The 22,189-nt window shown below is 72.5% G+C and carries 25 protein-coding genes and 1 pseudogene; 15 read left to right on the forward strand and 11 right to left on the reverse strand.

Annotation, left to right across the window (positions count from 1 at the left end; all coding sequences use genetic code 11):
- The first annotated feature begins 70 nt into the window (after positions 1 to 70).
- Positions 71 to 931 (forward strand): carbohydrate kinase family protein, encoded by an 861-nt coding sequence (locus J3R08_RS23440; RefSeq protein WP_113972596.1) that lies wholly within the window; start codon positions 71 to 73, stop codon positions 929 to 931.
- 4 nt (positions 932 to 935) lie between these two features.
- Here the strand turns inward: J3R08_RS23440 and J3R08_RS23445 are convergent, their stop codons facing one another.
- Positions 936 to 1,457 (reverse strand): DinB family protein, encoded by a 522-nt coding sequence (locus tag J3R08_RS23445; RefSeq protein WP_104113050.1) that lies wholly within the window; start codon positions 1,455 to 1,457, stop codon positions 936 to 938.
- An 85-nt stretch (positions 1,458 to 1,542) separates the two neighbouring features.
- Here J3R08_RS23445 and J3R08_RS23450 point away from each other — a divergent pair, with 85 nt between their 5' ends.
- Positions 1,543 to 1,749, forward strand: a complete 207-nt coding sequence (locus J3R08_RS23450) for a hypothetical protein (RefSeq protein WP_064448256.1) — start codon at positions 1,543 to 1,545, stop codon at positions 1,747 to 1,749.
- Between the two features lie 9 nt (positions 1,750 to 1,758).
- Here J3R08_RS23450 and J3R08_RS23455 read toward each other — a convergent pair whose 3' ends face one another.
- Together J3R08_RS23455 and J3R08_RS23460 are read right to left on the reverse strand one after the other, a co-directional pair.
- Complete coding sequence (locus J3R08_RS23455) at positions 1,759 to 2,904, reverse strand: polysaccharide pyruvyl transferase family protein (RefSeq protein ID WP_064448255.1); 1,146 nt, start codon at positions 2,902 to 2,904, stop codon at positions 1,759 to 1,761.
- Positions 2,905 to 2,978: 74 nt separating this feature from the next.
- On the reverse strand, positions 2,979 to 3,557 hold the full coding sequence (locus tag J3R08_RS23460; RefSeq protein ID WP_209962790.1) for a TetR/AcrR family transcriptional regulator: 579 nt from the start codon (positions 3,555 to 3,557) through the stop codon (positions 2,979 to 2,981).
- A 92-nt stretch (positions 3,558 to 3,649) separates the two neighbouring features.
- Here J3R08_RS23460 and J3R08_RS23465 point away from each other — a divergent pair, with 92 nt between their 5' ends.
- The gene (locus J3R08_RS23465; protein ID WP_113972599.1) at positions 3,650 to 4,225 is read left to right on the forward strand and encodes a dihydrofolate reductase family protein; all 576 of its coding nucleotides are present in this window, start codon (positions 3,650 to 3,652) and stop codon (positions 4,223 to 4,225) included.
- Positions 4,226 to 4,266: 41 nt separating this feature from the next.
- Positions 4,267 to 5,199 (forward strand): phosphotransferase, encoded by a 933-nt coding sequence (locus tag J3R08_RS23470; RefSeq protein ID WP_209962791.1) that lies wholly within the window; start codon positions 4,267 to 4,269, stop codon positions 5,197 to 5,199.
- Positions 5,200 to 5,291: 92 nt separating this feature from the next.
- Here J3R08_RS23470 and J3R08_RS23475 read toward each other — a convergent pair whose 3' ends face one another.
- Together J3R08_RS23475 and J3R08_RS23480 are read right to left on the reverse strand one after the other, a co-directional pair.
- Positions 5,292 to 6,518 (reverse strand): ROK family transcriptional regulator, encoded by a 1,227-nt coding sequence (locus J3R08_RS23475; RefSeq protein WP_209962794.1) that lies wholly within the window; start codon positions 6,516 to 6,518, stop codon positions 5,292 to 5,294.
- Between the two features lie 183 nt (positions 6,519 to 6,701).
- Entirely contained in the window at positions 6,702 to 7,553 is an 852-nt protein-coding gene (locus J3R08_RS23480; RefSeq protein ID WP_245255593.1) for a universal stress protein, read from the reverse strand.
- A 131-nt stretch (positions 7,554 to 7,684) separates the two neighbouring features.
- Here J3R08_RS23480 and J3R08_RS23485 point away from each other — a divergent pair, with 131 nt between their 5' ends.
- Together J3R08_RS23485 and J3R08_RS23490 are read left to right on the forward strand one after the other, a co-directional pair.
- Positions 7,685 to 8,143: a MarR family winged helix-turn-helix transcriptional regulator gene (locus J3R08_RS23485; protein ID WP_209962796.1), complete on the forward strand. Its 459-nt coding sequence runs from the start codon at positions 7,685 to 7,687 to the stop codon at positions 8,141 to 8,143.
- Between the two features lie 74 nt (positions 8,144 to 8,217).
- Positions 8,218 to 9,645: an MFS transporter gene (locus tag J3R08_RS23490; protein ID WP_209962797.1), complete on the forward strand. Its 1,428-nt coding sequence runs from the start codon at positions 8,218 to 8,220 to the stop codon at positions 9,643 to 9,645.
- Position 9,646: 1 nt separating this feature from the next.
- Here J3R08_RS23490 and J3R08_RS23495 read toward each other — a convergent pair whose 3' ends face one another.
- Positions 9,647 to 10,441 carry an alpha/beta fold hydrolase gene (locus J3R08_RS23495; protein WP_209962799.1) on the reverse strand — a complete coding sequence of 265 codons (795 nt, stop codon included), beginning with the start codon at positions 10,439 to 10,441 and terminating at the stop codon, positions 9,647 to 9,649.
- Between the two features lie 52 nt (positions 10,442 to 10,493).
- Positions 10,494 to 11,078: a helix-turn-helix domain-containing protein gene (locus J3R08_RS23500; RefSeq protein ID WP_209962800.1), complete on the reverse strand. Its 585-nt coding sequence runs from the start codon at positions 11,076 to 11,078 to the stop codon at positions 10,494 to 10,496.
- Between the two features lie 79 nt (positions 11,079 to 11,157).
- Between J3R08_RS23500 and J3R08_RS23505 the strand changes: the two genes are divergently transcribed.
- The 4 genes from J3R08_RS23505 to J3R08_RS23520 all read left to right on the forward strand — a co-directional run bounded on the left by J3R08_RS23505 (position 11,158) and on the right by J3R08_RS23520 (position 16,511).
- Positions 11,158 to 12,138, forward strand: a complete 981-nt coding sequence (locus J3R08_RS23505; RefSeq protein WP_209962802.1) for an NAD(P)/FAD-dependent oxidoreductase — start codon at positions 11,158 to 11,160, stop codon at positions 12,136 to 12,138.
- A gap of 58 nt (positions 12,139 to 12,196) precedes the next feature.
- Complete coding sequence (locus tag J3R08_RS23510; RefSeq protein ID WP_209962804.1) at positions 12,197 to 14,044, forward strand: glycoside hydrolase family 15 protein; 1,848 nt, start codon at positions 12,197 to 12,199, stop codon at positions 14,042 to 14,044.
- A gap of 201 nt (positions 14,045 to 14,245) precedes the next feature.
- Positions 14,246 to 15,961, forward strand: a complete 1,716-nt coding sequence (locus tag J3R08_RS23515) for an ABC-F family ATP-binding cassette domain-containing protein (RefSeq protein WP_280841885.1) — start codon at positions 14,246 to 14,248, stop codon at positions 15,959 to 15,961.
- A gap of 133 nt (positions 15,962 to 16,094) precedes the next feature.
- Positions 16,095 to 16,511, forward strand: a complete 417-nt coding sequence (locus J3R08_RS23520) for a hypothetical protein (protein WP_209962807.1) — start codon at positions 16,095 to 16,097, stop codon at positions 16,509 to 16,511.
- A 7-nt stretch (positions 16,512 to 16,518) separates the two neighbouring features.
- Here the strand turns inward: J3R08_RS23520 and J3R08_RS23525 are convergent, their stop codons facing one another.
- From J3R08_RS23525 to J3R08_RS23530, 3 genes and pseudogenes are all read right to left on the reverse strand, one after another.
- Positions 16,519 to 16,701, reverse strand: coding sequence for a hypothetical protein (locus J3R08_RS23525; protein WP_245255597.1), 183 nt, complete (start codon positions 16,699 to 16,701; stop codon positions 16,519 to 16,521).
- Positions 16,687 to 17,064 (reverse strand): annotated as a pseudogene (locus J3R08_RS32750) (hypothetical protein); the annotation flags it as partial. The gene J3R08_RS23525 and the pseudogene J3R08_RS32750, both read right to left, overlap by 15 nt.
- Before the next feature lie 267 nt (positions 17,065 to 17,331).
- The gene (locus tag J3R08_RS23530; protein WP_113972608.1) at positions 17,332 to 18,528 is read right to left on the reverse strand and encodes a helix-turn-helix domain-containing protein; all 1,197 of its coding nucleotides are present in this window, start codon (positions 18,526 to 18,528) and stop codon (positions 17,332 to 17,334) included.
- 183 nt (positions 18,529 to 18,711) lie between these two features.
- Between J3R08_RS23530 and J3R08_RS23535 the strand changes: the two genes are divergently transcribed.
- The 4 genes from J3R08_RS23535 to J3R08_RS23550 all read left to right on the forward strand — a co-directional run bounded on the left by J3R08_RS23535 (position 18,712) and on the right by J3R08_RS23550 (position 21,245).
- Positions 18,712 to 19,308 carry an XRE family transcriptional regulator gene (locus tag J3R08_RS23535; protein ID WP_113972609.1) on the forward strand — a complete coding sequence of 199 codons (597 nt, stop codon included), beginning with the start codon at positions 18,712 to 18,714 and terminating at the stop codon, positions 19,306 to 19,308.
- A 108-nt stretch (positions 19,309 to 19,416) separates the two neighbouring features.
- Entirely contained in the window at positions 19,417 to 19,974 is a 558-nt protein-coding gene (locus tag J3R08_RS23540) for a hypothetical protein (protein ID WP_233514643.1), read from the forward strand.
- 63 nt (positions 19,975 to 20,037) lie between these two features.
- Positions 20,038 to 20,523: a hypothetical protein gene (locus J3R08_RS23545; RefSeq protein ID WP_113972610.1), complete on the forward strand. Its 486-nt coding sequence runs from the start codon at positions 20,038 to 20,040 to the stop codon at positions 20,521 to 20,523.
- 173 nt (positions 20,524 to 20,696) lie between these two features.
- Complete coding sequence (locus J3R08_RS23550; RefSeq protein WP_147265135.1) at positions 20,697 to 21,245, forward strand: hypothetical protein; 549 nt, start codon at positions 20,697 to 20,699, stop codon at positions 21,243 to 21,245.
- Positions 21,246 to 21,706: 461 nt separating this feature from the next.
- On the opposite strand, the gene J3R08_RS32535 is transcribed toward J3R08_RS23550, so the two are convergent.
- Positions 21,707 to 21,838, reverse strand: a complete 132-nt coding sequence (locus J3R08_RS32535) for a hypothetical protein (RefSeq protein ID WP_255423671.1) — start codon at positions 21,836 to 21,838, stop codon at positions 21,707 to 21,709.
- Between the two features lie 123 nt (positions 21,839 to 21,961).
- Here J3R08_RS32535 and J3R08_RS23555 point away from each other — a divergent pair, with 123 nt between their 5' ends.
- Positions 21,962 to 22,168: a hypothetical protein gene (locus J3R08_RS23555; protein ID WP_113972611.1), complete on the forward strand. Its 207-nt coding sequence runs from the start codon at positions 21,962 to 21,964 to the stop codon at positions 22,166 to 22,168.
- The last annotated feature ends 21 nt before the right edge of the window (positions 22,169 to 22,189 follow it).

Raw genomic sequence — 22,189 nt, forward strand, 5'->3', positions numbered from 1 at the left:
CGACGCCGGGGCCGGAAGACGGCGCCCGGGGAGTCAGGATAGGCCGCCGGGCGTCGCTATCGTCGGCGCCATGGTCGACCTTCTCGTGCTCGGCGGGCTCGGTGTGGACGTCCGCGTCCAGGTGCCCGCGCTGCCGCCGCCCGTCGCCGACTCGCTGCTGGTGCCGCCGATCGACATGCGGATCGGCAACACCGGCGCCGGGGTGGCGCTGGCCGCGCACGCGCTCGGCCTGCGGGTGGCGCTCGTCGACGTGCTGGGCGCCGACCCGGCAGGTGACGTGGTGCGGGCGGCGCTGGCGCGTACCTCGGTGCGGACCACGCTCGCGGACGCGCCGGCCGGCACCCGCCGCTCGGTGAACCTGGTCGACCCGGCCGGGCGGCGGATGTCGCTGCACGACCCGCGCCCGTGGTCGGGGCCGGCGCCGTTCGCCGACGCGGAGCTGGCCGCGCTCGTGGCCGAGGCGACCCACGTCCACCTGTCGATCATGGATTGGGCCCGGGACTCGCTGCCGGTGCTGCGCGCCGCCACGTCGGTCTCCACCGACCTGCACGACTGGGACGGCGACAACGACTACCACCGTCCGTTCGCCCGGATCGCGGACCTGGTCTTCGTCAGCGACACCCGGCTCGGCGAGCGGGCCGCGAAGGAGGCGGCCGAGCTGGCGCCGCGCACGGTGCTGGTCACCGGCGGCGCGGCCGGCGCGACGCTGCACACCCCCGGCGCGCCGCCGGCGCACGTGCCAGCCGCCACCCCGCCGGGGCCGGTGGTGGACACCAACGGCGCCGGGGACGCGTTCGCGGCCGGGGTGATCGCCGCCCGGCTGCGCGGCGCGGACGTGCTCGACGCGGCCCGGTACGCCGCCCGGGTGGCCGCCGCGGCCTGTACGCACGACGGGATGGAGTATCCGGACGGGCTGCTGCCCCGGGCCTGAGGCGTCAGATCGCGCCGGTCTCGCCGTCGGTCAGCTCGCGCAGGATGTCCGCGTGCCCGGCATGCCGGGCGGTCTCCTCGATCAGGTGCACCAGCACCCAGCGCAGCGACACCTCGCCGAGTTGCGGGTGCGGCACCACGTGGTCGAGGTCGAACCGCGCGGCGACCCGCCGGGATTCGTCGCAGGCCGCCTCGTACGCGGCGGCGAGCGTCTCGACCGTGTCGCCGGGGCGCAGCGCGAAGCTGGCGTCGGCGTCGGCCTGGGAGGTGAGGTAGACGTCGCCCGGCTCGGGGGCGAACAGGCGGCGGAACCAGTTCCCCTCGACCACCGTCAGGTGCTTGAGCAGCCCGGCCAGGGTGGTCAGCGAGGGCACCAGACGCCGGCTGGCGTCGGCGTCGGTCAGGCCGCGCACCTTGCGCAGCACGGTGCTCCGGTGGAAGTCGAGGAACGCGTCGAGGATCGCCCGTTCGCCGCCCGTACGGGCGAGGACCGGACCGAGAGTCGGATCGATCGTCGGGTGCGCCATCCCCGGACCCTAGTACGCACGGTGCCCGGTTCGCTGCCCCGCGTGATCCCCTGCGCGGGCGGGCCGGCCGGGGCAGGATGGGCGCATGGCTTCCACGGTGCAGATCCCCCTGGTGGGCGGCGCGGCCGACGGCGAGACCGTCACCGTCGAGCTGGACAGCAACGGCCGTCCCCCGCTGACCCACCACCACCTCGGGTCCAACGGGCTCGCGGAGGCACAGATCTACGAGCTGGAGTCGGACGCCCAGCCGGGCCGGGAGTGGGTCTACGCCTGGCGTGGCCCGGCGGTCTGACGACCCGGTTCACACCGCCGGGGTCAGGGACCGGGCCCGGATGCTGTCCAGCACGCTGCGGGTCACCTGCGAGGTGCCGCGCGCCTGCTCGCAGACCTCCGCCACCCGGCGCGCGGTCTCGTCGGCCCGGGCCGCCCGCTCGTCCCACAGCCGGTCCACCTCGGCCAGCAGCGGGCCCTCGACCTCCCGTTCCACGCCGCGCAGCGCCGGCACTCCGAGCCGCTGGGCCAGGTCGAAGACCTTTCCGGCGTACGGCAGCGGCAGGAACGGCGTGCCCATCATGGCCGCGAAGATCAGGAAGTGCAGGCGCATGCCGACCGCGAGGTCGAAGTGGCGCATCAGGCCGAGGATCTGCGCCGGACGGTAGTCGCCGTGCAGGATCCGGCCCCGGTCGGCGGCGGTCATGTGCGACAGCACGCCGTGCGAGTGCCGGATGTCGTCGCGTTCCATCGGCACGAACAGCACGTGCGCGTCGATCCGGTGCACCAGGAAGTCACCGATCTGGGCGAGCAGGCGGTGGTAGCCGTCCACGTCGAGCCGTTCGGCCGCCCGGCCCGGCTCGCGCACGCTCAGCCCGACCAGCCGGGAGTTGGCCGGCACGCCCTCCTCACGCAGCCACTGCTCGGGGAACTCCTCCGGTTCCAGCAGGAACGCCGGGTCGGCGGTGACGGTGATGGGATTGATCAGACCGGCCTCCTCCAGCACCATCCGCGACTCCTGGTCCCGGACGGTCACCTCGACCGCCTGCGCGAGCGTCTCGCGCACCATGCCGCTGTCGAGCGTGTCGCTGAGCGGGCCGACACCCACCGCGTACGTGAGCAGCGGCAGCCCGCGTTCCTGGGCGACCCGGACCACCCGCAGGTAGCGCCGGGCCTCCTTGTCGTAGAGGATCCCGCCGCCGCCGAGGATGAGCAGGTCGAGCTGGTTGAGCACCGGGGACGAGTCGACGCGGCTGACGCCCTCCCACGGCACCGCCTCGACCTCGGGGTGGGCCAGCGCGGTGTGCGCGGGGTTGCGGGAGAAGACGATGATCCGGGCGTTCGGCTCGTGCCGGCGCAGATCGTCCAGGAGACCCGTGAGGATCGCCTCGTCGCCGAGGTTGCGACCGCCGTAGGAGCCGAGCACGCCGATGGTCAGTCCGGTGCGTTCCCTCATCCGTTGCTCCTTCCCAGGGGTGTCCGCGCCAGCGTTCCCGCTGGCCGCCCCGGGTTAACGCACGGCGAGGAGACTCAACCGGTGGCGTCGCCGACCAGACGGGAGACGAGGTCGGAGACCACCTGATCGGTGTCGAACCCGGCGTCGATCGAGGTGGTGAGCCGGTCGAGCAGGAGCCCGTCGACGGCGTAGTGCAGCAGCGCCACCTCGTACGCCCCGCCCGGTAGTCCGGCGGCGAGGTGGTGGGCGACGTCGTCGGCGTACCCCCGGCGCAGCACGCCGCCGAGCGCGGACCGCAACTCGGGGCGGCGGGCGGCCTCCAGCCGCAGTTCGAACAGCGCGCGGGTGAGGCCCGGCTCGCGGGTGGTGCGCGCGACGATGTCGCGCAGGTAGTCGGTCATCAGCGCGAGCGACGGCTCGCGGCGGCCGAGGTCGGCCAGCACGGCCGGGTCGGGCGCGATCCGGTCGAAGATCCGTTCGGCCAGGCCGGCCAGCAGCGCCGCGCGGGACGGGAAGTAGTTCGAGGTGGTGCCGGTGGGCACGCCCGCCTCGGCGTCGACCGCCCGGTGGGTCAGCCCGCGCGCGCCGGCGTCGGCGAGCACCCGCAGACCGGCGTCGGCGAGCAGGGTACGGCGTTCCGGGTTCCTGGCCACGCGAACACAGTAGCAACAACCACGACAGGTGTTGTAGATTCGCCACTGAACCACGACAGCCGTCGTGGATCACCTCGGACATCGGAGCCGGTTTGCGCAAGCTCGTGTATTTCGTCGCCAGCACCCTCGACGGCTTCATCGCCGCGCCCGACGGGTCGTTCGACTTCCTCCCGCTGACGCCCGACCTGGCGCCCCACCTGGTGGCCGAGTGGCCCCAGACGCTGCCCACGTTCGCCCACGCCCAGCTCGGCATCGACTCCCCGCCCGCCGGCCGCTTCGACACCGTGCTGATGGGCCGGGGCAGCTACGAGCCCGGCCTGAAGATCGGCGTGACAAGCCCGTACGCCCACCTGGAGCAGTACGTGTTCAGCCGCTCCCTGCCCCCTGCCGACTACCCGGACGTGAACGTCGTCGCCGGTGACCCGGTGGCCTTCGTCCGTGAGCTGAAGACACAACCCGGGCGCGACATCTGGCTCTGCGGCGGCGGGCAGCTCGCCGGTCAGCTCCTCGACGAGATCGACGAGCTGGTGGTCAAGCTCAACCCGGTGGTCGTCGGCAGCGGCATCAAGCTCGTCGACAGCGGCTTCGATCCGCGCCGGCTCACGCTCACCTCGGCGCGCCCGTTCGACGCCGGCGTGGTCGTCCTGCACTACACGCGCAACGAGTAACCCGGTTGCCCCGGACGGCGGGCGGCACGCACCGTGGAACGGTGACGAAGACTCGGCTGCACTGGCACGAACTGCCCGGGCACGTACGCGACGGCATCGAGGGCGTCCTCGGCGACCGGGTGGTGGCGGCGCACTCGCAGCCGGGCGGCTTCTCCCCCGGCACCGCCGACCGCGTCCGTACCGCAGGCGGTGGCCGGGCCTTCGTCAAGGCGGTCAGCCCGGCGCAGAACGACCGCAGTCCCCACCTGCACCGCGCCGAGGCCCGGATCGCCGCCGCCCTGCCCCCGGACGCGCCCGCGCCCCGGCTGCTCGGCAGCTACGACGACGGCCACTGGATCGCGCTCGTCTTCACCGACGTCGAGGGCCGGCACCCGGCTACCCCGTGGCGTACCGGTGAGCTGGCCGCCGTGCTGTCCACGCTGGAGGCGATGGCGGCGACGCTCACCCCGGCGCCCGCCGCCGCCGGAACCACCACCGCCGCCGAACACCTCGCGTACGACTTCGGCGGCTGGCGGCGCCTCGCCGCCGACCCGCCGGCCGACCTCGACCCGTGGGCCCGGTCCCACCTGCCCGAGCTGTGCGCCGCCGCCGACCGGGGCCTGGCCGCGCTCGCCGGTGACACGCTCTGCCACGTCGACGTCCGCGCGGACAACCTGCTGCTCGGCCCGGACGGATCGGTCACCGTGGTCGACTGGCCGTGGGCCTGTCGCGGGCCGGCCTGGCTGGACACCCTGTTCACCGTCGTCAACGTCCAGGTGTACGGCGGACACGACCCGGACGCGCTGCTCGCCGCCCGGGCACTGACCGCCGATGTGGACCCGGCCGACCTGACCGGCGTGCTGGCCGGCCTCACCGGCTTCTTCCTGGACGGCGCCCGCCAGCCACCCCCACCCGGCATCCCCACCGTCCGGGCGTTCCAGCGCCAACAGGGCGAGGCTCTCCTCCCTTGGCTGACCCACCGCCTGACCCCCTGACCCGCCGTCGGGCGCGTGCCGCCGTCGATCTTGGAGTTGTGGCGCCTCACAAGGCTCACCAAAGCGACATCCCAGGCGCCACAACTCCAAGATCAGCGAAGCGCCGAGGCGCGGGTGAGGGTGCCGAAGGGGTCGGCGAACAACGGGGTGAAGCCCCGTTCGGCGGCGCCGATCAAGGTGGCGTCGTAGCCGAGCGCGGACACCCGCAGGCGGGCCTTGTCGCGGGAGATGGGCAGCACGTTGGCGGCGATCCGGCTGCGGACGTGGTCGGCGCAGACCGGAAAGACCTCGCTGAGCGTGCCCCCGAAGATCACCACGCCGGGGTTGAACAGATTGATCACGTTCGCCACGCCGATGCCCAGCCAGTCACCGATGTGCCGCACCGCGTCCCGGGCGGCCGGCTCGCCCCGCGCGGCGGCGGCCACCACGGCCCGTACCGCCTCGCGCCCCTTCTCCCCCGCCGGGCGGCCGGCGGCGTCGAGCAGTGCCCGCTCGCCGACCTCGGCCTCCAGGCACCCGCGCGAGCCGCAGCCGCAGGGCCGCCCCTGGTACGGGTTCACGAGCATGTGCCCGACCTCGGAGGCGTACCCGCCGTCGCCGTCGAGCAGCTCACCGCCGACGATGATCCCGCCGCCGACGCCCACGTCACCGTGCAGGTAGACGACGTTCTGCACGCCGACTCCGGCGCCCCGCTGGTGCTCCGCCAGCGCGCCCAGGTGCGCCTCGTTGCCGACCAGGACCGGCAGGCCCAGGTCGAGCCGCCGGGCCAGCTCGGCACCGAACGCCTGGTCGACCCAGCCCATGTCCGGTCCGAAGCGGACCATCCCGTCACCCGGCCGGATCATGCCGCAGTACGAGGCGCCCACGCACACGCACACCGACCCGGCCGGCGCGGCGTGGTGCAGGGCCCGCCCGAAGTCGGCGAGCACCGAGACGACGGAGTCGAGGTCGGCCCCGGCCCGTGGCCGTTCCGCCTCCAGGCGGGCCGACACCACGCCGCCGAGCCCGACGCGGGCGGCCACGAGCCGGTCCACGGCGATGTCGAAGGCGAGCACGTAGAAGGCGTCCGAGGCCGGGCGGACCACAAGCGAGGGTCGCCCCGCCCGTCCGCTGCCGCCGGCCGCCACCTCCCGGACCAGACCGGCCGACGCCAGTTCCGCGGTGAGCGCCATGACCGTGCTGCGGTTGACGCCCATCCACTCGGCCAGCTCGACGCGCGTCACCGGGCCGGTCAGGTGGACGCGCCGCAGCAGCGCGCCGAGGTTGGCTCTGCGGCCGTCCCCCTGCGCATGCCGGTCCGCGACCAGGCCCTTCCGCATCGACCACTCCGTCAGACGGCGACTGGCTTGTGACCCGAGAATAGTTGCCGCGCATCGACGGGTGCCAGCGCCCGCCTCCGGGGACGGCTGCCTCAACCATCGCGGGCCCGACCGGCGCGCCGCGGGCAGCGGTGACGAAGCGGGTGCCTCCCTCGGCCGGGGAGGCACCCGTGCGCCGCCGGGTTACTCCGCTTCGCGGACCGGGCTCTGCGGCACCACCATCACCGGCCGGTGCGCGCGGTGCAGGGTGGCCATGGCGACACTGCCGAGCAGGATCTTGCGCATCGCCGTCCGTCCGCGCGAGCCGACCACCACCGCGCTCGCCTTGTGCTCGGTGGCGACTGCGGAGAGCGCCTCGGCCACCGCGCGCCCCGGGGCGCCGCGCCCGGCGCTGACCCGCACGACGGTGACCGAACCGCCGGCCGTGTCCGGGGTGGGCGTCTCGCCCTCGTCGCCGTCGACGGCGACCAGGACGACGTCCCGCTCGGGGAAGAGACGCCGGGTGGAGTCGAGCGCCGCCTCGGCGCCGGCGGAGGCGTCCCAGCCGACCACCACCGGGCCGGCGGCGAGCGCGTCGTGCTCGTCGGTGAGCAGCGGGTGCGGCACCACCAGGACGGGCCGCGGGCTGTAGTGCACGGCCATGTCCGAGACGCTGCCGAGCACGGCCCGGGCGCCGCCCAGCCCGCGCGAGCCGAGCAGCAGCACGTCGGTCTGCTTCTCGTCGGCCAGCTCGGCGAGCCGGAGCCCCTCACCGCCGTAGCTGCGGCACACGAGCGGCTCGGCGTCCCAGCCGGCCGCGCGGGCCAGCATCACGCCGACGGAGGTGAGCCGGTCGGCTTCCCGGCCGCCCTCGCGCTCGATCGCCTCCACGAACGCGTTGATGTTGCGCTTGCCGGTCCAGAGCCGCTTGCGCAGTTCCTCGCTGGCGAACGGAGGCGTCCACAGATGCCCGATCCACGCGTGCGCGCCGGGGAACAGCAACGCGCCCGCCTCGATGGCGGCGCTCGCGGCCGGAGACCCGTCGTAACCCACCATCACTTGCCTGCCGTGCACGTCGCTCACCGCACCGAACCTCTCCTGCCGACGACATCTCACAAGATCGTATCCGCGGTCCGACCGGGTCCGCGCCGGATCATCCGCCACGAACCCATCGGTACGCTGGGCGGATGAGCACCCCGGACCTGTCGTACCTGCTCGACCACACCAGTCACGTGCTGCGCACCCGGGTGGCGGCGGCCCTGGCCGAGATCGGGCTGACCGCGCGGATGCACTGCGTGCTCGCGCACGCGCTGCCCGAGGAGCGTACGCAGATCCAGCTCGCCGAGATGGGCGACATGGACAAGACGACGATGGTGGTGACGGTGGACGCGCTGGAGCAGGCCGGGCTGGCCGAGCGGCGGCCGTCGCGTACCGACCGGCGGGCCCGGATCATCGCGGTCACCGAGGAGGGCGCCCGGGTGGCCGCGCGCAGCCAGGAGATCGTCGACCGGGTGCACGCCGAGGCGCTGGCGAGCCTGCCGGCGGACGAGCGGGCGGTCTTCCTGCGCGCGCTGGAGCGCCTGGCCGCCGGCCATTTGGCCACGCCGGTGCAGAGCCCGAAGCCGGCCCGCCGGGCTCGCCAATAGTCCCTCAATAGATTGTCCGTAACGAAACTATCCGTTACGGTCTTTCCTGTCGCACCTCTCGACAGGAGGACTCCATGTCCGCTCCCCGCTCGCTGCGGCTCGCCCTCGGCGTGCTCGCCACCAGCGCCCTGATGACCATCCTCGACGGCAGCATCGTCACCGTGGCGATGCCGGCCATCCAGCGCGACCTGCGCTTCTCCCCGGCCGGCCTGAGCTGGGTGGTGAACGCGTACCTGATCGCGTTCGGCAGCCTGCTCCTGCTCGCCGGCCGCCTGGGCGACCTGGTCGGACGCCGGGCGATGTTCCTCGGCGGCACCGCGCTGTTCACCGCCGCCTCGGTGCTGGCCGGGGTGGCGGCGAACAGCGCCACGCTCGTCGCGGCCCGCTTCCTCCAGGGTGTCGGCAGCGCGGCGGCGGTCGCGGTGAGCCTCGGCATCCTGGTCACGCTCTTTCCCGACGCCGCCGAGCGGGGCCGGGCGATCGCCGTGTTCGCCTTCACCGGCGCGGCCGGGGCGGCCATCGGCCAGGTCGCCGGCGGCCTGCTCACCGACGCGCTGGGCTGGCACTGGATCTTCCTGATCAACCTGCCGATCGGCCTGGCCACGATCGCGATCGCGGTCCGTACGCTGCCCGCCGACCGGGGCCTCGGCCTGGCCGCCGGGGCCGACGTGGCGGGCGCGCTGCTGGTCACCGCCGGACTGGTGCTCGGCATCTACACGGTGGTCACGATCGAGCGGTACGGGGCGACGTCGGCGCGCACGCTCGGCCTCGGCGCGCTCGCCGTCGCGCTGGTCGCCGGGTTCGTCGTCCGGCAGGCGACCGCACGCCGCCCGCTCATGCCGCTGCGGATCCTGCGCTCGCGCGGCGTGGCGGTGGCGAACGTGGTCCAGATCCTCACCGTGGCGTCGACGTTCGCGTTCCAGGTGCTCGTCACGCTCTACCTCCAGCAGGTGCTCGGCTACGACGCCACAGGCACCGGGCTGGCCCTGCTCCCGGCGGCAGTCGTCATCGGCGCGGTGTCGCTGGGCGTCTCCGCCCGGCTCAACGCCCGGTTCGGCGAGCGGGCGGTGCTGCTGGCCGGGCTCGTGCTGCTCGTCGCCATGTTCGTGCTGCTGGCCCGCACACCGGTGGACGGCCGCTACCTGCCCGACGTGCTCCCGGTGATGCTGCTCGCCGGCGGGTTCGGGCTGGTGCTGCCGGCGCTGACCGCGCTCGGCATGTCCGCCGCCCGCCCCGACGACGCCGGTCTCGCCTCCGGGCTGTTCAACACCACCCAGCAGCTCGGCATGGCGTTCGGCGTAGCGGTGCTGTCCACGCTGGCCGCCGCCCGCACCGCGGACCGGGTCGCGCTCGGCGACGACCGGGCCACCGCGCTGACCAGCGGGTTCCACCTGGCGTTCGCGATCGGCGCGGGGCTGCTCGTGGTCGCCGTCGGGCTCGCGTACGCGCTGCTGCGCCCGCGCACGACGGCGGACGCGGACACCCCGGCGCTGGTGGGCTGAGTCAGCCGGGGGCGCGCGCCGGGTGGGTGAGGAACGGCAGCACCGCCGCCGGCAACGCGGGCGAGGTCAGCATGTCGTAGTGGGTCAGCCCGGGCAGCACCGCCAGCCGGGACGCGGGACGGTCGGTTCCGTCGCCGCCCGCGTCCCGGCCGCCGCCGAGCAGGCCGAAGAACTCCGCCACGTGGCTCACCGGGATCTCGTCCGCGTCGGCGAAGGCCAGCAGCACCGGCATCGGCAGCGCGGCCACCTCGGCGGACCAGTCGTAGTCCCGTCGCAGCAGCTCGCCGCCGCGGGCCCAGAGCGCCTGCCAGTCCTGCGGGCGGGGCGCCACCCGCGCGTACCGCTCGTGGAGCGGGGTGCCGCGCATCCGTTGCCCGACGCGCTCGTCGTGGGCGGACATCGCGGCGAGCGCCCGCGGGTACCAGCCGCGCCGCCGGAACGGCGTGGAGACCAGCACCAGGCGGCGGACCAGGCCGGGGTGCTGGATCGCGGTACGCAGGGCCACCCCGCCGCCGAGGGAGTAGCCGAGCACGTCGGCCCGGGGCAGGCCGAGGTGGCGCAGCAGCGCTGCGATGTCGTCCGCCATCGACTCGTACCGCAGCGGCCGGTCCACGTCGGCGGTGCGGCCGTGGCCCTGAAGGTCGACGGCGATCAGCCGCCGGCGCGTGGCCAGGGCGGGGCGGACCGGCGCGAACGTCTCCGTCGAGCCGTACTCGCCGTGCAGCAGGACCAGCGGCTTGCCGGTCCCGTGCTCCTCGTACCAGATCCGCAGCCCGCCGACCTCCGCATAGCTCACCCGCCGATCGTCGCGCCGCCGTTGCCGTCGCGGGCGCGTTTGCGGTCGCCGCTCAGCTCGACGCGCGGGGGCGGGCGCGCAGGTGGGCGCGTTCGCCCTGGCTGCCGAAGAGGCTGAGGAACTCCACCCCCTCGCTGTCGGCACGCCCGAACCAGTGCGGTACGCGGGTGTCGAACTCGGCCGCCTCACCGGGCACCATGACCAGGTCGTGCTCGCCGAGCACGAGCCGCAGCCGCCCGTTGAGCACGTACACCCACTCGTACCCCTCGTGGGTCTTCGGCTCGGGCTCGGACCGGCCGCCGGCCGGGATGATCAGCTTGTACGCCTGGATGCCGCCGGCCCGGCGGGTGAGCGGCAGCATGGTCATCCCGTACGCGGCGACCGGCCGCAGGTGGATGCGCGGGTCGCCGGTGGGCGGGGCGCCGACCAGCTCGTCGAGCGTCACGCCGTGCGCGCGGGCGAGCGGGAGCAGCAGTTCGAGGGTGGGCTTGCGGCCGCCCGACTCCAGGCGGGACAGCGTGCTCACCGAGATGCCGGTGGCGGCGGAGAGGTCGGTGAGCGTGGTCTCCCGCTCACGCCGCAGCGCGCGCAGCCGGGGACCGACCGCGTCGAGGGCCTGGTCGAGGTCGTCGTCCATGCCGCCATTTTGCCACATCAGCAACAGAGTTTGCGGTTCTGCTCTTCACCGCCGCAGTCTGGTCGCGGAGGTGGTCACGATGACCGAGCTACGTGAGGACTACGAGGTGCTGGTGATCGGCGGCGGCGCGGCCGGGTTGAGCGGCGCGCTGATGCTGGCCCGGGCACGCCGGTCGGTGCTCGTGGTGGACGGCGGCGAACCGCGCAACGCGCCCGCCGACGGCGTGCACGCGCTGCTGGGCCACGACGGCGTACCGCCGGCCGAGCTGCTGGCACGCGGCCGGGACGAGGTACGTGGCTACGGCGGGCACCTGACCGAGGGCCGGGTCGAGTCGGTGAGCCGCGACGGCGACGGCTTCGAGGTGACGCTCGCCGACGGCCGGCGGGTACGCGCCGGGCACGTGCTGGTCGCCGCCGGCCTGGTCGACGAACTGCCGGAGGTGCCCGGCCTGCGCGAGCGCTGGGGCCGGGACCTGGTGCACTGCCCGTACTGCCACGGCTGGGAGGTGCGGGACCGGCCGATCGGGGTGATCGGCACCGGCCCGATGTCGGTGCACCAGACGCTGCTGTTCCGGCAGTGGAGCGACGACGTGGTCTACCTGCGGCACATCGCGCCGCCGCTGACCGACGAGCAGGCCGAGCAGCTCGCCGCCCGCGGCGTGCCGGTGGTCGAGGGCGAGATCGCGGCCGTCGAGGTGGCCGGGGACCGGGTGACCGGGGTACGCCTGCGCGACGGCCGCACGGTCGACCGCGAGGTGCTGACCGTCGCGCCCCGGATGGTGGCGCGCGCCGGGTTCCTGGCGGGGCTGGGCCTGTGCCCGCAACCGCACCCCAGCGGGATGGGCGAGTACCTGCCGGCCGACGAGTCGGGGCGTACCGAGGTTCCCGGGGTGTGGGTCGCGGGCAACGTGACCGACCTGTCGGCGCAGGTCGGGGCCGCCGCGGCGGCTGGTGCCCGGACCGCGGCGATGATCAACGCGGAACTGGTGAACGAGGAGACCCGCCGGGCGGTCGAGGCGCGGCGTGACGCGCGAGGGTGGGTGACCACGAATCCCCTCTAACCTGACAATTCTTCCCCTAGGTTGAGTCGGAGAGGGCAGTCGGAACCTGGGGGGCGACGTGAAGAGCTATCCAGCGATCGAGGATCACGGGCTCATCGGCGACCTCCAGACCGCGGCGCTGGTGACCTGTGACGGGACGATCGACTGGTTCTGCGCGCCGCGCTTCGACTCGCCCAGCGTCTTCTGCGCGTTGCTGGACAAGGACAAGGGCGGCTTCTTCCAGATCGCCCCGCACGACGTCCGGTACGTCACGAAGCAGCTCTACCTGCCCGGCACACCGATCCTGATCACCCGGTTCATCAGCGCGGACGGCGTCGCCGAGGTGATGGACTTCATGCCGGTCACCGGCGAGCGGGTCACCGACTCGCACCGCATCGTCCGCATGGTCAACATGGTGCGGGGCACCATGCGCTTCCGGGTCGAGTGCCGGCCACGCTTCGACTTCGCCCGGGAGAGCCACGAGCTGGAGCGGCACCGCAACGGCTACCTGTTCCGGAGCCGGTCGGCGACGCTCGCCTTCAACCCGATCGATCCGGTGCGGCAGCTCTGGGCCAAGACCGGCGAGATCCGCATGGAGGACGGCGACCTGATCGCCTACGGCACGTTGCAGGAGGGCGACACCGGCGGGGTGGTCCTGGAGACCGGCAGCGACGAGCCCAGGATCATCCCGCCGGAAGAGGTCCAGGGCATGTTCGAGTGGACCCGGGACTACTGGCGGCGCTGGGTCGAGCGCTCCCGCTACACCGGGCGCTGGCGGGAGATGGTCGAGCGCTCGGCCATCACGCTCAAGCTCATGACGTACGCGCCGACCGGCGCGATGATCGCCGCGCCGACCGCCGCGCTGCCCGAGCTGGTCGGCGGCTCCCGCAACTGGGACTACCGCTACACCTGGGTACGCGACACCTCGTTTTCCGTGCACGCGCTGCTCGGCCTCGGGTTCACCGAGGAGGTCAGCCGGTACATGGACTGGCTGGACGAGCGCATCCGCGAGGCCGGCGACCACCAGGACCCACTGAAGATCATGTACCGGGTGGACGGGTCCTCGGACCTGCACGAGGAGGTGCTCGACCACCTGGAGGGCTACCGCGGCTCCCGTCCGGTGCGGATCGGCAACGGCGCCGCCGACCAGCTCCAGCTCGACATCCACGGCGAGGCGCTCTACGCCATGCACCTCGCCGACGAGCAGGGCATCCGGGTGTCGCACCAGGTGTGGAAGAGCACCGTGCGGCTGATCGACTGGCTCTGCCACAACTGGGACCAGCGCGACGCCGGCATCTGGGAGAGCCGCCACCACCCCCGCAACTACACGTTCGGCCGGGTGATGTCGTGGGTGGCGCTGGACCGCGCCATCCGGCTGGCCACCCGCACCGGCCGGCCCGGCGACATGCACTGCTGGACCGAACAACGCAACCGGATCTACAACCAGGTCATGGCCCGCGGTTTCCACCGGGAACGCGGCAGCTTCGTGCAGGCGTACGACGAGAACGTGCTCGACGCCGCCCTCCTCTACATGCCGGCGGTCGGCTTCGTCACGCCCACCGACCCGCTGTGGCTGTCCACCCTCGAGTCGATCGAGCGGGACCTGGTCTCGGACAGCCTGGTCCACCGGTACGACCCGGTCCACTCCCCCGACGGGCTCCCCGGTCACGAGGGCACGTTCAACATGTGCACGTTCTGGTACGTCGAGGCGCTGGCCCGCTCCGGCCGGCTGGACGACGCCCGACTCACCCTGGAGAAGATGTTCACCTTCAGCAACCACCTCGGGCTCTACGCCGAGGAGATCGCCTCCACCGGTGAGCAGATCGGCAACTATCCGCAGGCGTTCAGCCACCTCGCCCTGATCAACTCGGCGCTGGCGGTGAACGACCTGCTCGACGCCGAGGCCTCCGCCCGCCTCCGCCGGTAACTCCGGTGATCTCCGGCCCGGAGCCGGGTACTGTTTGCCGCATGAGGTTCTTCGCCGCTGTCATGAAGCCCTGGTCCCTCCGCTGACGGCGGCAGGGTGACCGGCTTCTTCTGACGTACCAGCTCTGCTCCGCCGTCCCGGCGTTCCCGCCGGGCGGTGTCCTCGCGCTGCCCGGCTCCACGACGAGCCGAAGAGCGGACTGTGCACAACCTCGACAACATTCCTTCCTTCCCATCCACCTCCGGCGGTTCGCTGCCCGCCGGGCACCGGGCGCACGTGCGGGCCGACGGCGTCCGCGTCGTACTCGGCGGCCGGGTCGTGCTGTCCGACGTCAGCGTGACCGTCTCCGCCGGTTCCCGCCTGGCGGTCGTCGGCGAGAACGGCCGCGGCAAGACCACGCTGCTGCACGTGCTGGCCGGCCTCGTCCCGCCCGACCAGGGCGTGGTGGAACGGCTGGGCACGATCGGCGTCGCCCGGCAGAACCTGGAGTCGCGCCACGGCGAGACCGTGGGCACGCTCGTCCGGGAGGCGATCCGGGAGTCCGAACGGGCGCTGCGGGCGTTCGACGAGGCCGCGATCGCGCTCACCGAGGGCCGGGCGGGCGCGGACGACGCGTACGCCGCCGCCCTGGACGCGGCGACCCGGCTGGACGCCTGGGACGCGCAGCGGCGCGTCGACGTGGCGCTGGCCGGCCTCGACGCCTGCCCGGACCGGGACCGGGAACTGGCCACGCTGTCCGTCGGCCAGCGCTACCGGGTCCGGCTGGCATGCCTGCTGGGAGCGCGGGTGGACCTGCTGATGCTGGACGAGCCGACCAACCACCTCGACGCGGACAGCCTGGCCTTCCTCACCGCCCGGCTACGCGACCACCCGGGCGGCGTCGTGCTGGTGACCCACGACCGCGCCCTGCTGCGGGACGTCGCCACGGAGTTCCTGGACCTCGACCCCAGCGCGGACGGGCGCCCGCGCCGCTACGCCGGGGACTACGCCGCCTGGCAGGACGGGCGCCGCCGCGACTTCGCGCACTGGGTACGCGACCACGAGGCGCAGCAGGCCGAGCACCAGCGGCTGGCCGACGGGGTACGGGAGGCGCAGGACCGCCTCAGCACCGGCTGGCGGCCGGAGAAGGGACACGGCAAGCACCAGCGCCAGTCCCGCGCGCCCGGACTGGTCCAGGCGCTGCGCCGCCGGCAGGAGGCGCTCGACGCGCACCGCGTCACCGTGCCGGAGCCACCGCAGCCGCTGCGCTGGCCACCGCTGGACACCCGTCCCGGACTGCCGATCCTGCACTGCCACGACGTGACAGTGGCCGGGCGCCTGCGTACCCCGGTCACGCTCACGCTCGACGGCGGGGACCGCCTGCTGGTGACCGGACCCAACGGCGCGGGCAAGTCGACGCTGCTCTCCGTGCTGGCCGGTGACCTCACGCCGTCGACCGGGGAGGTCCGGCACCTGTCCGGGGCGCGCGTCGCGTACCTCGGTCAGGAGGTGCCCGACTGGCCGCCGGCGCTGCTCGCCCACGACCTGTACGAGCAGCACGTGGGCCGGTTGCGCTCCGCCGGGCGCGTCGGCTCCGGCACGGCCCTGCCGCTGAGCGCGACGAACCTGCTCGACGCCGAGGCCCGGCGTACCCCCGTCGGCCGGATGTCGCACGGACAGCAACGGCGGCTGAACCTGGCGCTGCGCCTGGCCGAACGTCCCGACCTGCTGATCCTCGACGAACCCACCAACCACCTGTCGGCGCCGCTGGTCGACGACCTCACCGCCGCCCTGCTGACGACGAGGGCCGCGGTGGTGGTCGCCACCCACGACCGGCAGATGCTCCACGACCTGGCGGCGTGGCCCACGCTGTCGCTCACCGCCCCGGCGGCGCCAGGCCGTTCTGTCACGGAGGGTGATGCCCGGCCGGAAGACTGAGTGCTTCGAGCGATATGACTGAGAGGCATATTTATGCCTCTCAGTCATATCGACTTCTCGTCACCTATTCCCCACCGGGCTGGGCGCGCTGGCTACCGTGGATGTCCAGGGCAGTCGGCGAAGGAGCGGCGGGATGTCTGTCGACGGAGCGGGCGCCGGCCCCGTCAGCCGCCCCTCGCGCTACGAGGAGGTCGTCCTCGGCCTGCTACGGGGCGAGGGGGCGACCGTGCTGACAGCCGGTCTCTGGCTGCTCGTCACGTCCCTGTTCACCGCGCTGTTCCTGACCTTCGCCGGGTGGCAGGTGTGGGAGAACCGCATGCTGGAGACCAGGGGCCGGATCGGCGACGCGCAGGTGGTGCGCGCCAACTACGAAGGGCCCGGCAAGTCCCTGAACGACCCCCGGCACCCCACCCACCTGCGGGAAGCGGACGCGCCGATCTGGCGGTGGCCGGACTTCCTGGTGACCGTGCCGCCCGCGGTGGCGGGCTGCCTCGTCGTACCGGCCGAGTGGATGCGGTTCCGGCGGCGGCTGCGGGAGCGGCGACTCTGAGCAGTCATCACCCCTGCGGACCGGCCTCCCGGGTCCACCCGACGAAGCGGCGGTGCAGCGCGCCGGCAGGCGCCCAGGGCATGTCCTCGGAGGCTTGCACGAGGTAGGCGCCGAGATACAGAGCCAGTGACACCGGCGCGCCGGCGTACTCCGCCCGCAGCTCACGCCTGCGAGTGCGCGCACCCTCCAGGAACCGCGCGGTGATCGCCCGCGCCTGCCGACTCGTCGCCCATTCCGCCTGCCAGCACGGGTACGGCGTGAGCCGTGCCCACCACGCCCGGCACCCGGCACACATGCCGTCGAGTCCCCGCACGTGTACCGCGAGGATCATCTCCTCCGGCCCGCCGATCACTCGTCACCCGCCTGTGGCCAGTGACCACGATTGATCGGGAGCCGATGCCGCGAATGACAGGGCAGGTCGGCTCCGCACCGGCAAACCCGTCGCCACCGCCGCCAGCACCACACCGGCCGATGCCGCCGGGCGAACGTCAACGCGGCGGCCGACAGGTAAGCGTCGTACGAGACGCGGCGTTCCCGCGAGGCGTCGCCGTCCGGGGACCGTTGCCCGCCTCGCGCCTGATCCAGCAAACGACGTCTGGCGATCTCCTGCTCCATCGCCTGGATGCGCTCGCCGAAGCCGGACACCGTCGACGGCGGAAGGTACCGACCGACGAGCCGTCGCAGGAGCCCAATGGTCACCGTCATCTGTCCGGCCCTCCGTGGTGAGGGCACGGAGGACACCTGCTGATGTGCCTTTCCGCGCCCGGTGGAGATCCAGCGTCACGCCGAGCGCGTCCACGATCCAGGAGGTGACTGTCCGCTAACCAGGTGTGCTGTCCGCTGTCGATCGGCGGGCGGGGGCGTACTCGACGCACAGGTCACGCAACATCGCGGCCTCCGGCACGCCCGACTGCTCCACCTTCGCGAGCAGTTCCGCGGCTCGCCACCAGTTCGACGGCACCACCCGCCCGGACGCCACCGCCTGCGCCCCGAGCGCAACCGCCTCATCCGGCTGGTCGGCGGCGACCAGGGCAAGTCCGAGGTCGAGACGCGCCGACGCGGAACGGCGAGGACGCGCTCCCCCATCACCGTGCGGGTCCAGATCGGTCAGTACCGCCCGCGCCACCTGCTCGGCAGCCGGGTCACCGGCCCACGCCAACGTCGTGGCCATATAGGCGGCGGCCTTCGCGGGGTCGTAGCGGTAGTGATGCTCGGCCCGTTCCGGAACGGGCAGATTCGCCGTCAACCGCTCCACCCGCTCCAGCGCTCGCCGGGTGGCGGCCACATCACCGATCCGCGCCCACGCGCGAGCTTCCTGGGCAGTCGCCTGAATCCTGGCCGAGCTGCCTTTCGGCGCGACCCGCTGTGCTTGATGAGACAGATCGAGTGCCGTCCGGTAGTCACCTTGCGTCAACACGTCCCAGGCCCGGGTCTCCAGACACCACGCCTGGATCTCCGCATGCTCGGCGTGTTCGGCAAGCTCACGAGCAGCACGCAGATGGGCAGCCGCCGCACCGCGCTGCCGCAGGTCGATGTGAACGGTGGCCCGCAGCACCGCCAACCAACCGCCCGCAACCAACAGCCGACGCTGCTGAGCAAGCGTGACCCGTCCGTCCAGCAGCCGCACCACATAGGCCAGATGTCGCCGCACCAGCGGCAACAGATCCGCCGGCGCCATAGTCGGATAGGAGCTGGCGAGGTCGTCGACGCCCTGCTCGATCCGTTCGAGCACCTCACCGCTGACATCACTGGCGGCAACCCTCGCCCGCAACTCGCCCGCCTCGGCCGCATGGTCGATCGGCGCATCGACCAGCCGAGCAAGCACACCTCCGGCGTCGAGAATCCGGTCCAAGTGGCGCGCCGTGTCGACAGTCGGAGCCTTGAGCCCTGCTTCCAGCTCGTGCAGATGGCTCTTGCTTCGATGGGCGAGCTGCCCGAGGGACCGAAGCGACAGACCACGCCGCTCCCGAAACTCGCGCAGAGCTGCCCCGAAGCGCGGATCGACGGAGGAAGCCATAGCCCAGCTCCAAGCTCAAGAGGCCCGGCGAACTCACCCGGCCGCCATTCTGTCGACCGTACCCCGAAACGCCGCTCGTCGATGACCTACGGGCCATGCACCAACGGTGACACCACTGCGACACAGCGCTATCGTGTCGCTCATGGCCGCTCCGACACGGCCCTGGGCGCCCTCGATAACGGGATGCGCATGAACCAGGACGACTTCGCACGCGCGCTGGAGGTCGTCACCGGCCTGCCCATCTCACTGCTCGGCTTCGCCGCGGTGCCCGGTGGGCACGTGGCCGACGACCAACAGGGTGGCCACGACCTGACCTCGCCCGTGTCGAACCTGGCCACGCCGACGCCGGCTGCCGAGCCCAGCACGGCGCACAGGTCATACGAGGGCGTGTGGCTCAGCCGCTACCAGTACTACTCCAGCGGACGGGAGGAGTCCTTCGCCGGACAGCACTTCGTCGTCCTGCTGCAGCACGGCGACAGGCTGACCGCGCGCAGCCTGCCCGGGTCGGCGTCCTCATCTCTGTCGCTGGACCTGACCGTGGACGGGGCCGTTGTCACCGGCACCTGGGTGGAGCAGACCGATCCGGCCGGCTACTACCGAGGCGCCCGCTATCACGGAGCGATCCAGCTCCGCGCCGAGCCGACGGGCCGGCGGATGGCCGGAAAGTGGGTCGGGTTCGGCAAGGACATGGATGTGAACACCGGCCCGTGGGAGCTCGTCTTCCGCGACGCGTCGACCTCCAAGGCGACGCTGGACCGGTACAACACCTCAGCGACATAGCGCCGTGGCCTTGTTCTGGCGCCGACTACTCTGCACTCGGGGTACGACACGGCACGGCGTCCGGATCCGGCGAAACGCCCGGTGCCCACGACACAACAGGAGAGCGCTGTGACAGTCCGCGCCACGGGCCACCCACTGACCCGGCTGGAAGCCGCCCAGGCGCAGGCGGAGCACGTACTCGGCCCCCGGGAGGCGAAGCGGATCGCGACGTTCGGCAACGGCGGCCTGTACGTCCGGGCCGGCACCGGGGCGCAGGCCTTGGCCTGGCTCGTCGACTTCACGGTGTTCCTGTTCGGTGTCGGGGCGGGCGTCGTCGCCCTGTCCCTGGTGGACCGCGCGGTCACCCTGTCCGACAACTTCGCCGCCGGGGCGAGCCTCTCGTTGCTCGTGGTGGTGCCGCTGCTCTACGGCCTCTGCTACGGCAACGGCCGGGCGCTCGGCGCGCTGCTCACCGGCACCCAACTCGTCAGGGCCAAGGACGGCGGCCGGGTCGGCCTCAAGGCGTGCTGGGCCATGCTGGTCCGGACGCTGTTGATGCCGGTGCTGGTCGTCGTGCTGGTGGTGACCGCGTTCAGTACTGGATCCTCAGACGCGCCCGGTTCGCTCGTGCGGACCACCATCGATCCGGGTGCCACCCGGCGGCTCCACGACGCGGGCATTCGCTGACCCGTCGCGCAATCGCGTCCCCATGGGCGGACACGGCCCCACGTACCGCCTAGCCTCTCGGGGATGGAGCGACTGCGCGACCTTGCCGTCCGGCTGGCGATGGACGAGCCGGTCGGCGACGACCTGGCGATGGCGGCCGCGCACGCTCTGGCCCGTGGTGTCGACTCGCCGAGCCTGCGTGAGCTCGCCGGTCTGTCGAAGGGCCAGTCCCGGGAAGCCGTCGACCTGTTCCGGCAGGCGATGGAGGAACTCGGCTCGCCGGTCCCGGACGAGAGCGGCGCCCGGCTGCACCTCATGCGTGCGGCAGCGGCGAGCATCATCGCCGGAGAGGGCGACCCCGAGGACCTGGCGCACGAGATCTACTGGCAGTCGGCCTACTTTCCCTCTGAGGAGCTGCGCGAGGTGGGCTACCGCTTCCTGTACCTGTACGCCGATTGCGGCGCAGCGCCGGATCAGACGGAGGAGGCGGTGGCAGCCATGAAGGACGCGGCGCGGTCGTTCCTGCACGACCATCTATCACCTCCTCGTCCGTCAACTCGGGCTGGTTGAAGAACATCAGGGTGATGACGTCCGGGCAGCGCAGGATCCGCAGCCCGAAGGGTACGGCTCCAAGCCTGATCTCCAGCCATCCGCCGCTCGCCGGGCCTCTTGCTATCGGCGTTGCTGTCACCCCAAGAGCGATGTGCCCCTGACGCCAGATCAGCTTGTGTATGGTCCGCCGAGTGATCATCAAGAGGGCCAACCGCCGGCGAGGGTCGACGTCTCGATGGCCGCTGTTCGCACCGGCCGTCGCGGTCGGCCTACTGGTGCTCGGGTTGACGCTCAACGCCGTAACAGTCCTCTATGACCTCACGCACTGGGACGTCGTGTACCACGTGTCGCCGGAGGAGGCAGCGAACCGGAACGGGCTTGCCGACCTGGGGGCCGAGGTCGTCGGCCGGCTGACGGTGGTCCTGTCCGGTCTCGCTATGGCCGGCCTGCTCCTGTCGCTGGTGGGTCTCGTGCGAGGCAGAGCGTGGGCACATACGATGACCTGCATCCTGACCATTCCAATGGCCCTCTGCTGCGGCCAGGCGTTCATCGCAAATCGGGGCTCGTTCGCCGGAAGCCCTGACAACCCGAACGCGCCTCAGCACACCTCGGCACCGAGCGGGATCCGCCTCGCTGACTCGCTGGGGCCACCGTTACTCGTGGGAGCAGCGATCGTCGTCCTGATTCTGCTGTTCCTACCTGCCATCTACCGGCGGTTCCACCCGACGAAAACGACGTAGTAAGAGCGTTTCCGCTTGATCAACAGCGGCGCAGCCACCAGGGGTCGTGACCGGGCGTTTGAGGATCGTGATGGGTACGCCTCAACAATGCGTCGTCCAGGCGGTCGACAACTACCTGAAGCTCTCGCCCGGCATGGCTTGGCAGCGAGACGATTGCCTCTTCCAAGCGCAGTCGTGCCCAGGCTTCGCCACAGCAGGAACAGGCGAACTCCGCTTCCCACGGCTTCCACCGATGCCGGCTGCCGTACGCATGCGCGCCCCAGATCCTGATGGCGGCGGCCACCGTGCCCGGGAGCCACCGCCGCCCTTCCACCAGACGGATGGCAGCGTTCGCGGGACCGGAGAGTCCAGGAACATCCCGATAACGGGCCCACGGGCTTCGCGTGATGCGCACGCGGCGGCGAAGTGATCGGGGCTGCGGCTGCCTACGAGGCACTGCCCCTTCGGTGGAGAATCACACCTCAGATCCTCGCATGAAGGTCAACAGGGCGCAGGTCGGTCGCCCCGAACCCCTCGACGTCAGGAATGGCGGGGTCGCGCAGTTCCATAACGAGGACCAGTGCCCTGCCCCACGATGCATCGTCCAGTTCCACAGCCCCGGAGGGTACGGCTCCGAGCCTGATCTCCGGCGGCTCATTCGTTGTCGAGGCGCCCTGGAACCAGCCTTGACCGGCTGCCTCACAGTGGGGGCAGGCATCTCACCCAGGGAGGTCGAAGTGCGCTGGCTCATCGTTCTGATCATCATCGCGGCGGCCGTCGCTGCGGTCGCACTGTGGCGCCATAGCCGGAAGACACCAGTCGACGGCGGCCAGGTGCGTGACCTCCAGGCATCCGCCGTGGCCCGCCGCAGGCTCGACGACCATCGGAACCGGACGGACGGCGGCAACACCGGCAGCGGTGGCGTCGGTGGCTGGAGCGCCTGACCTCATTGCAGGTCGTCAACG

It is taken from the genome of Micromonospora sp. HB375 (genome assembly GCF_017872985.1).
Lineage (GTDB): Bacteria > Actinomycetota > Actinomycetes > Mycobacteriales > Micromonosporaceae > Micromonospora > Micromonospora chalcea.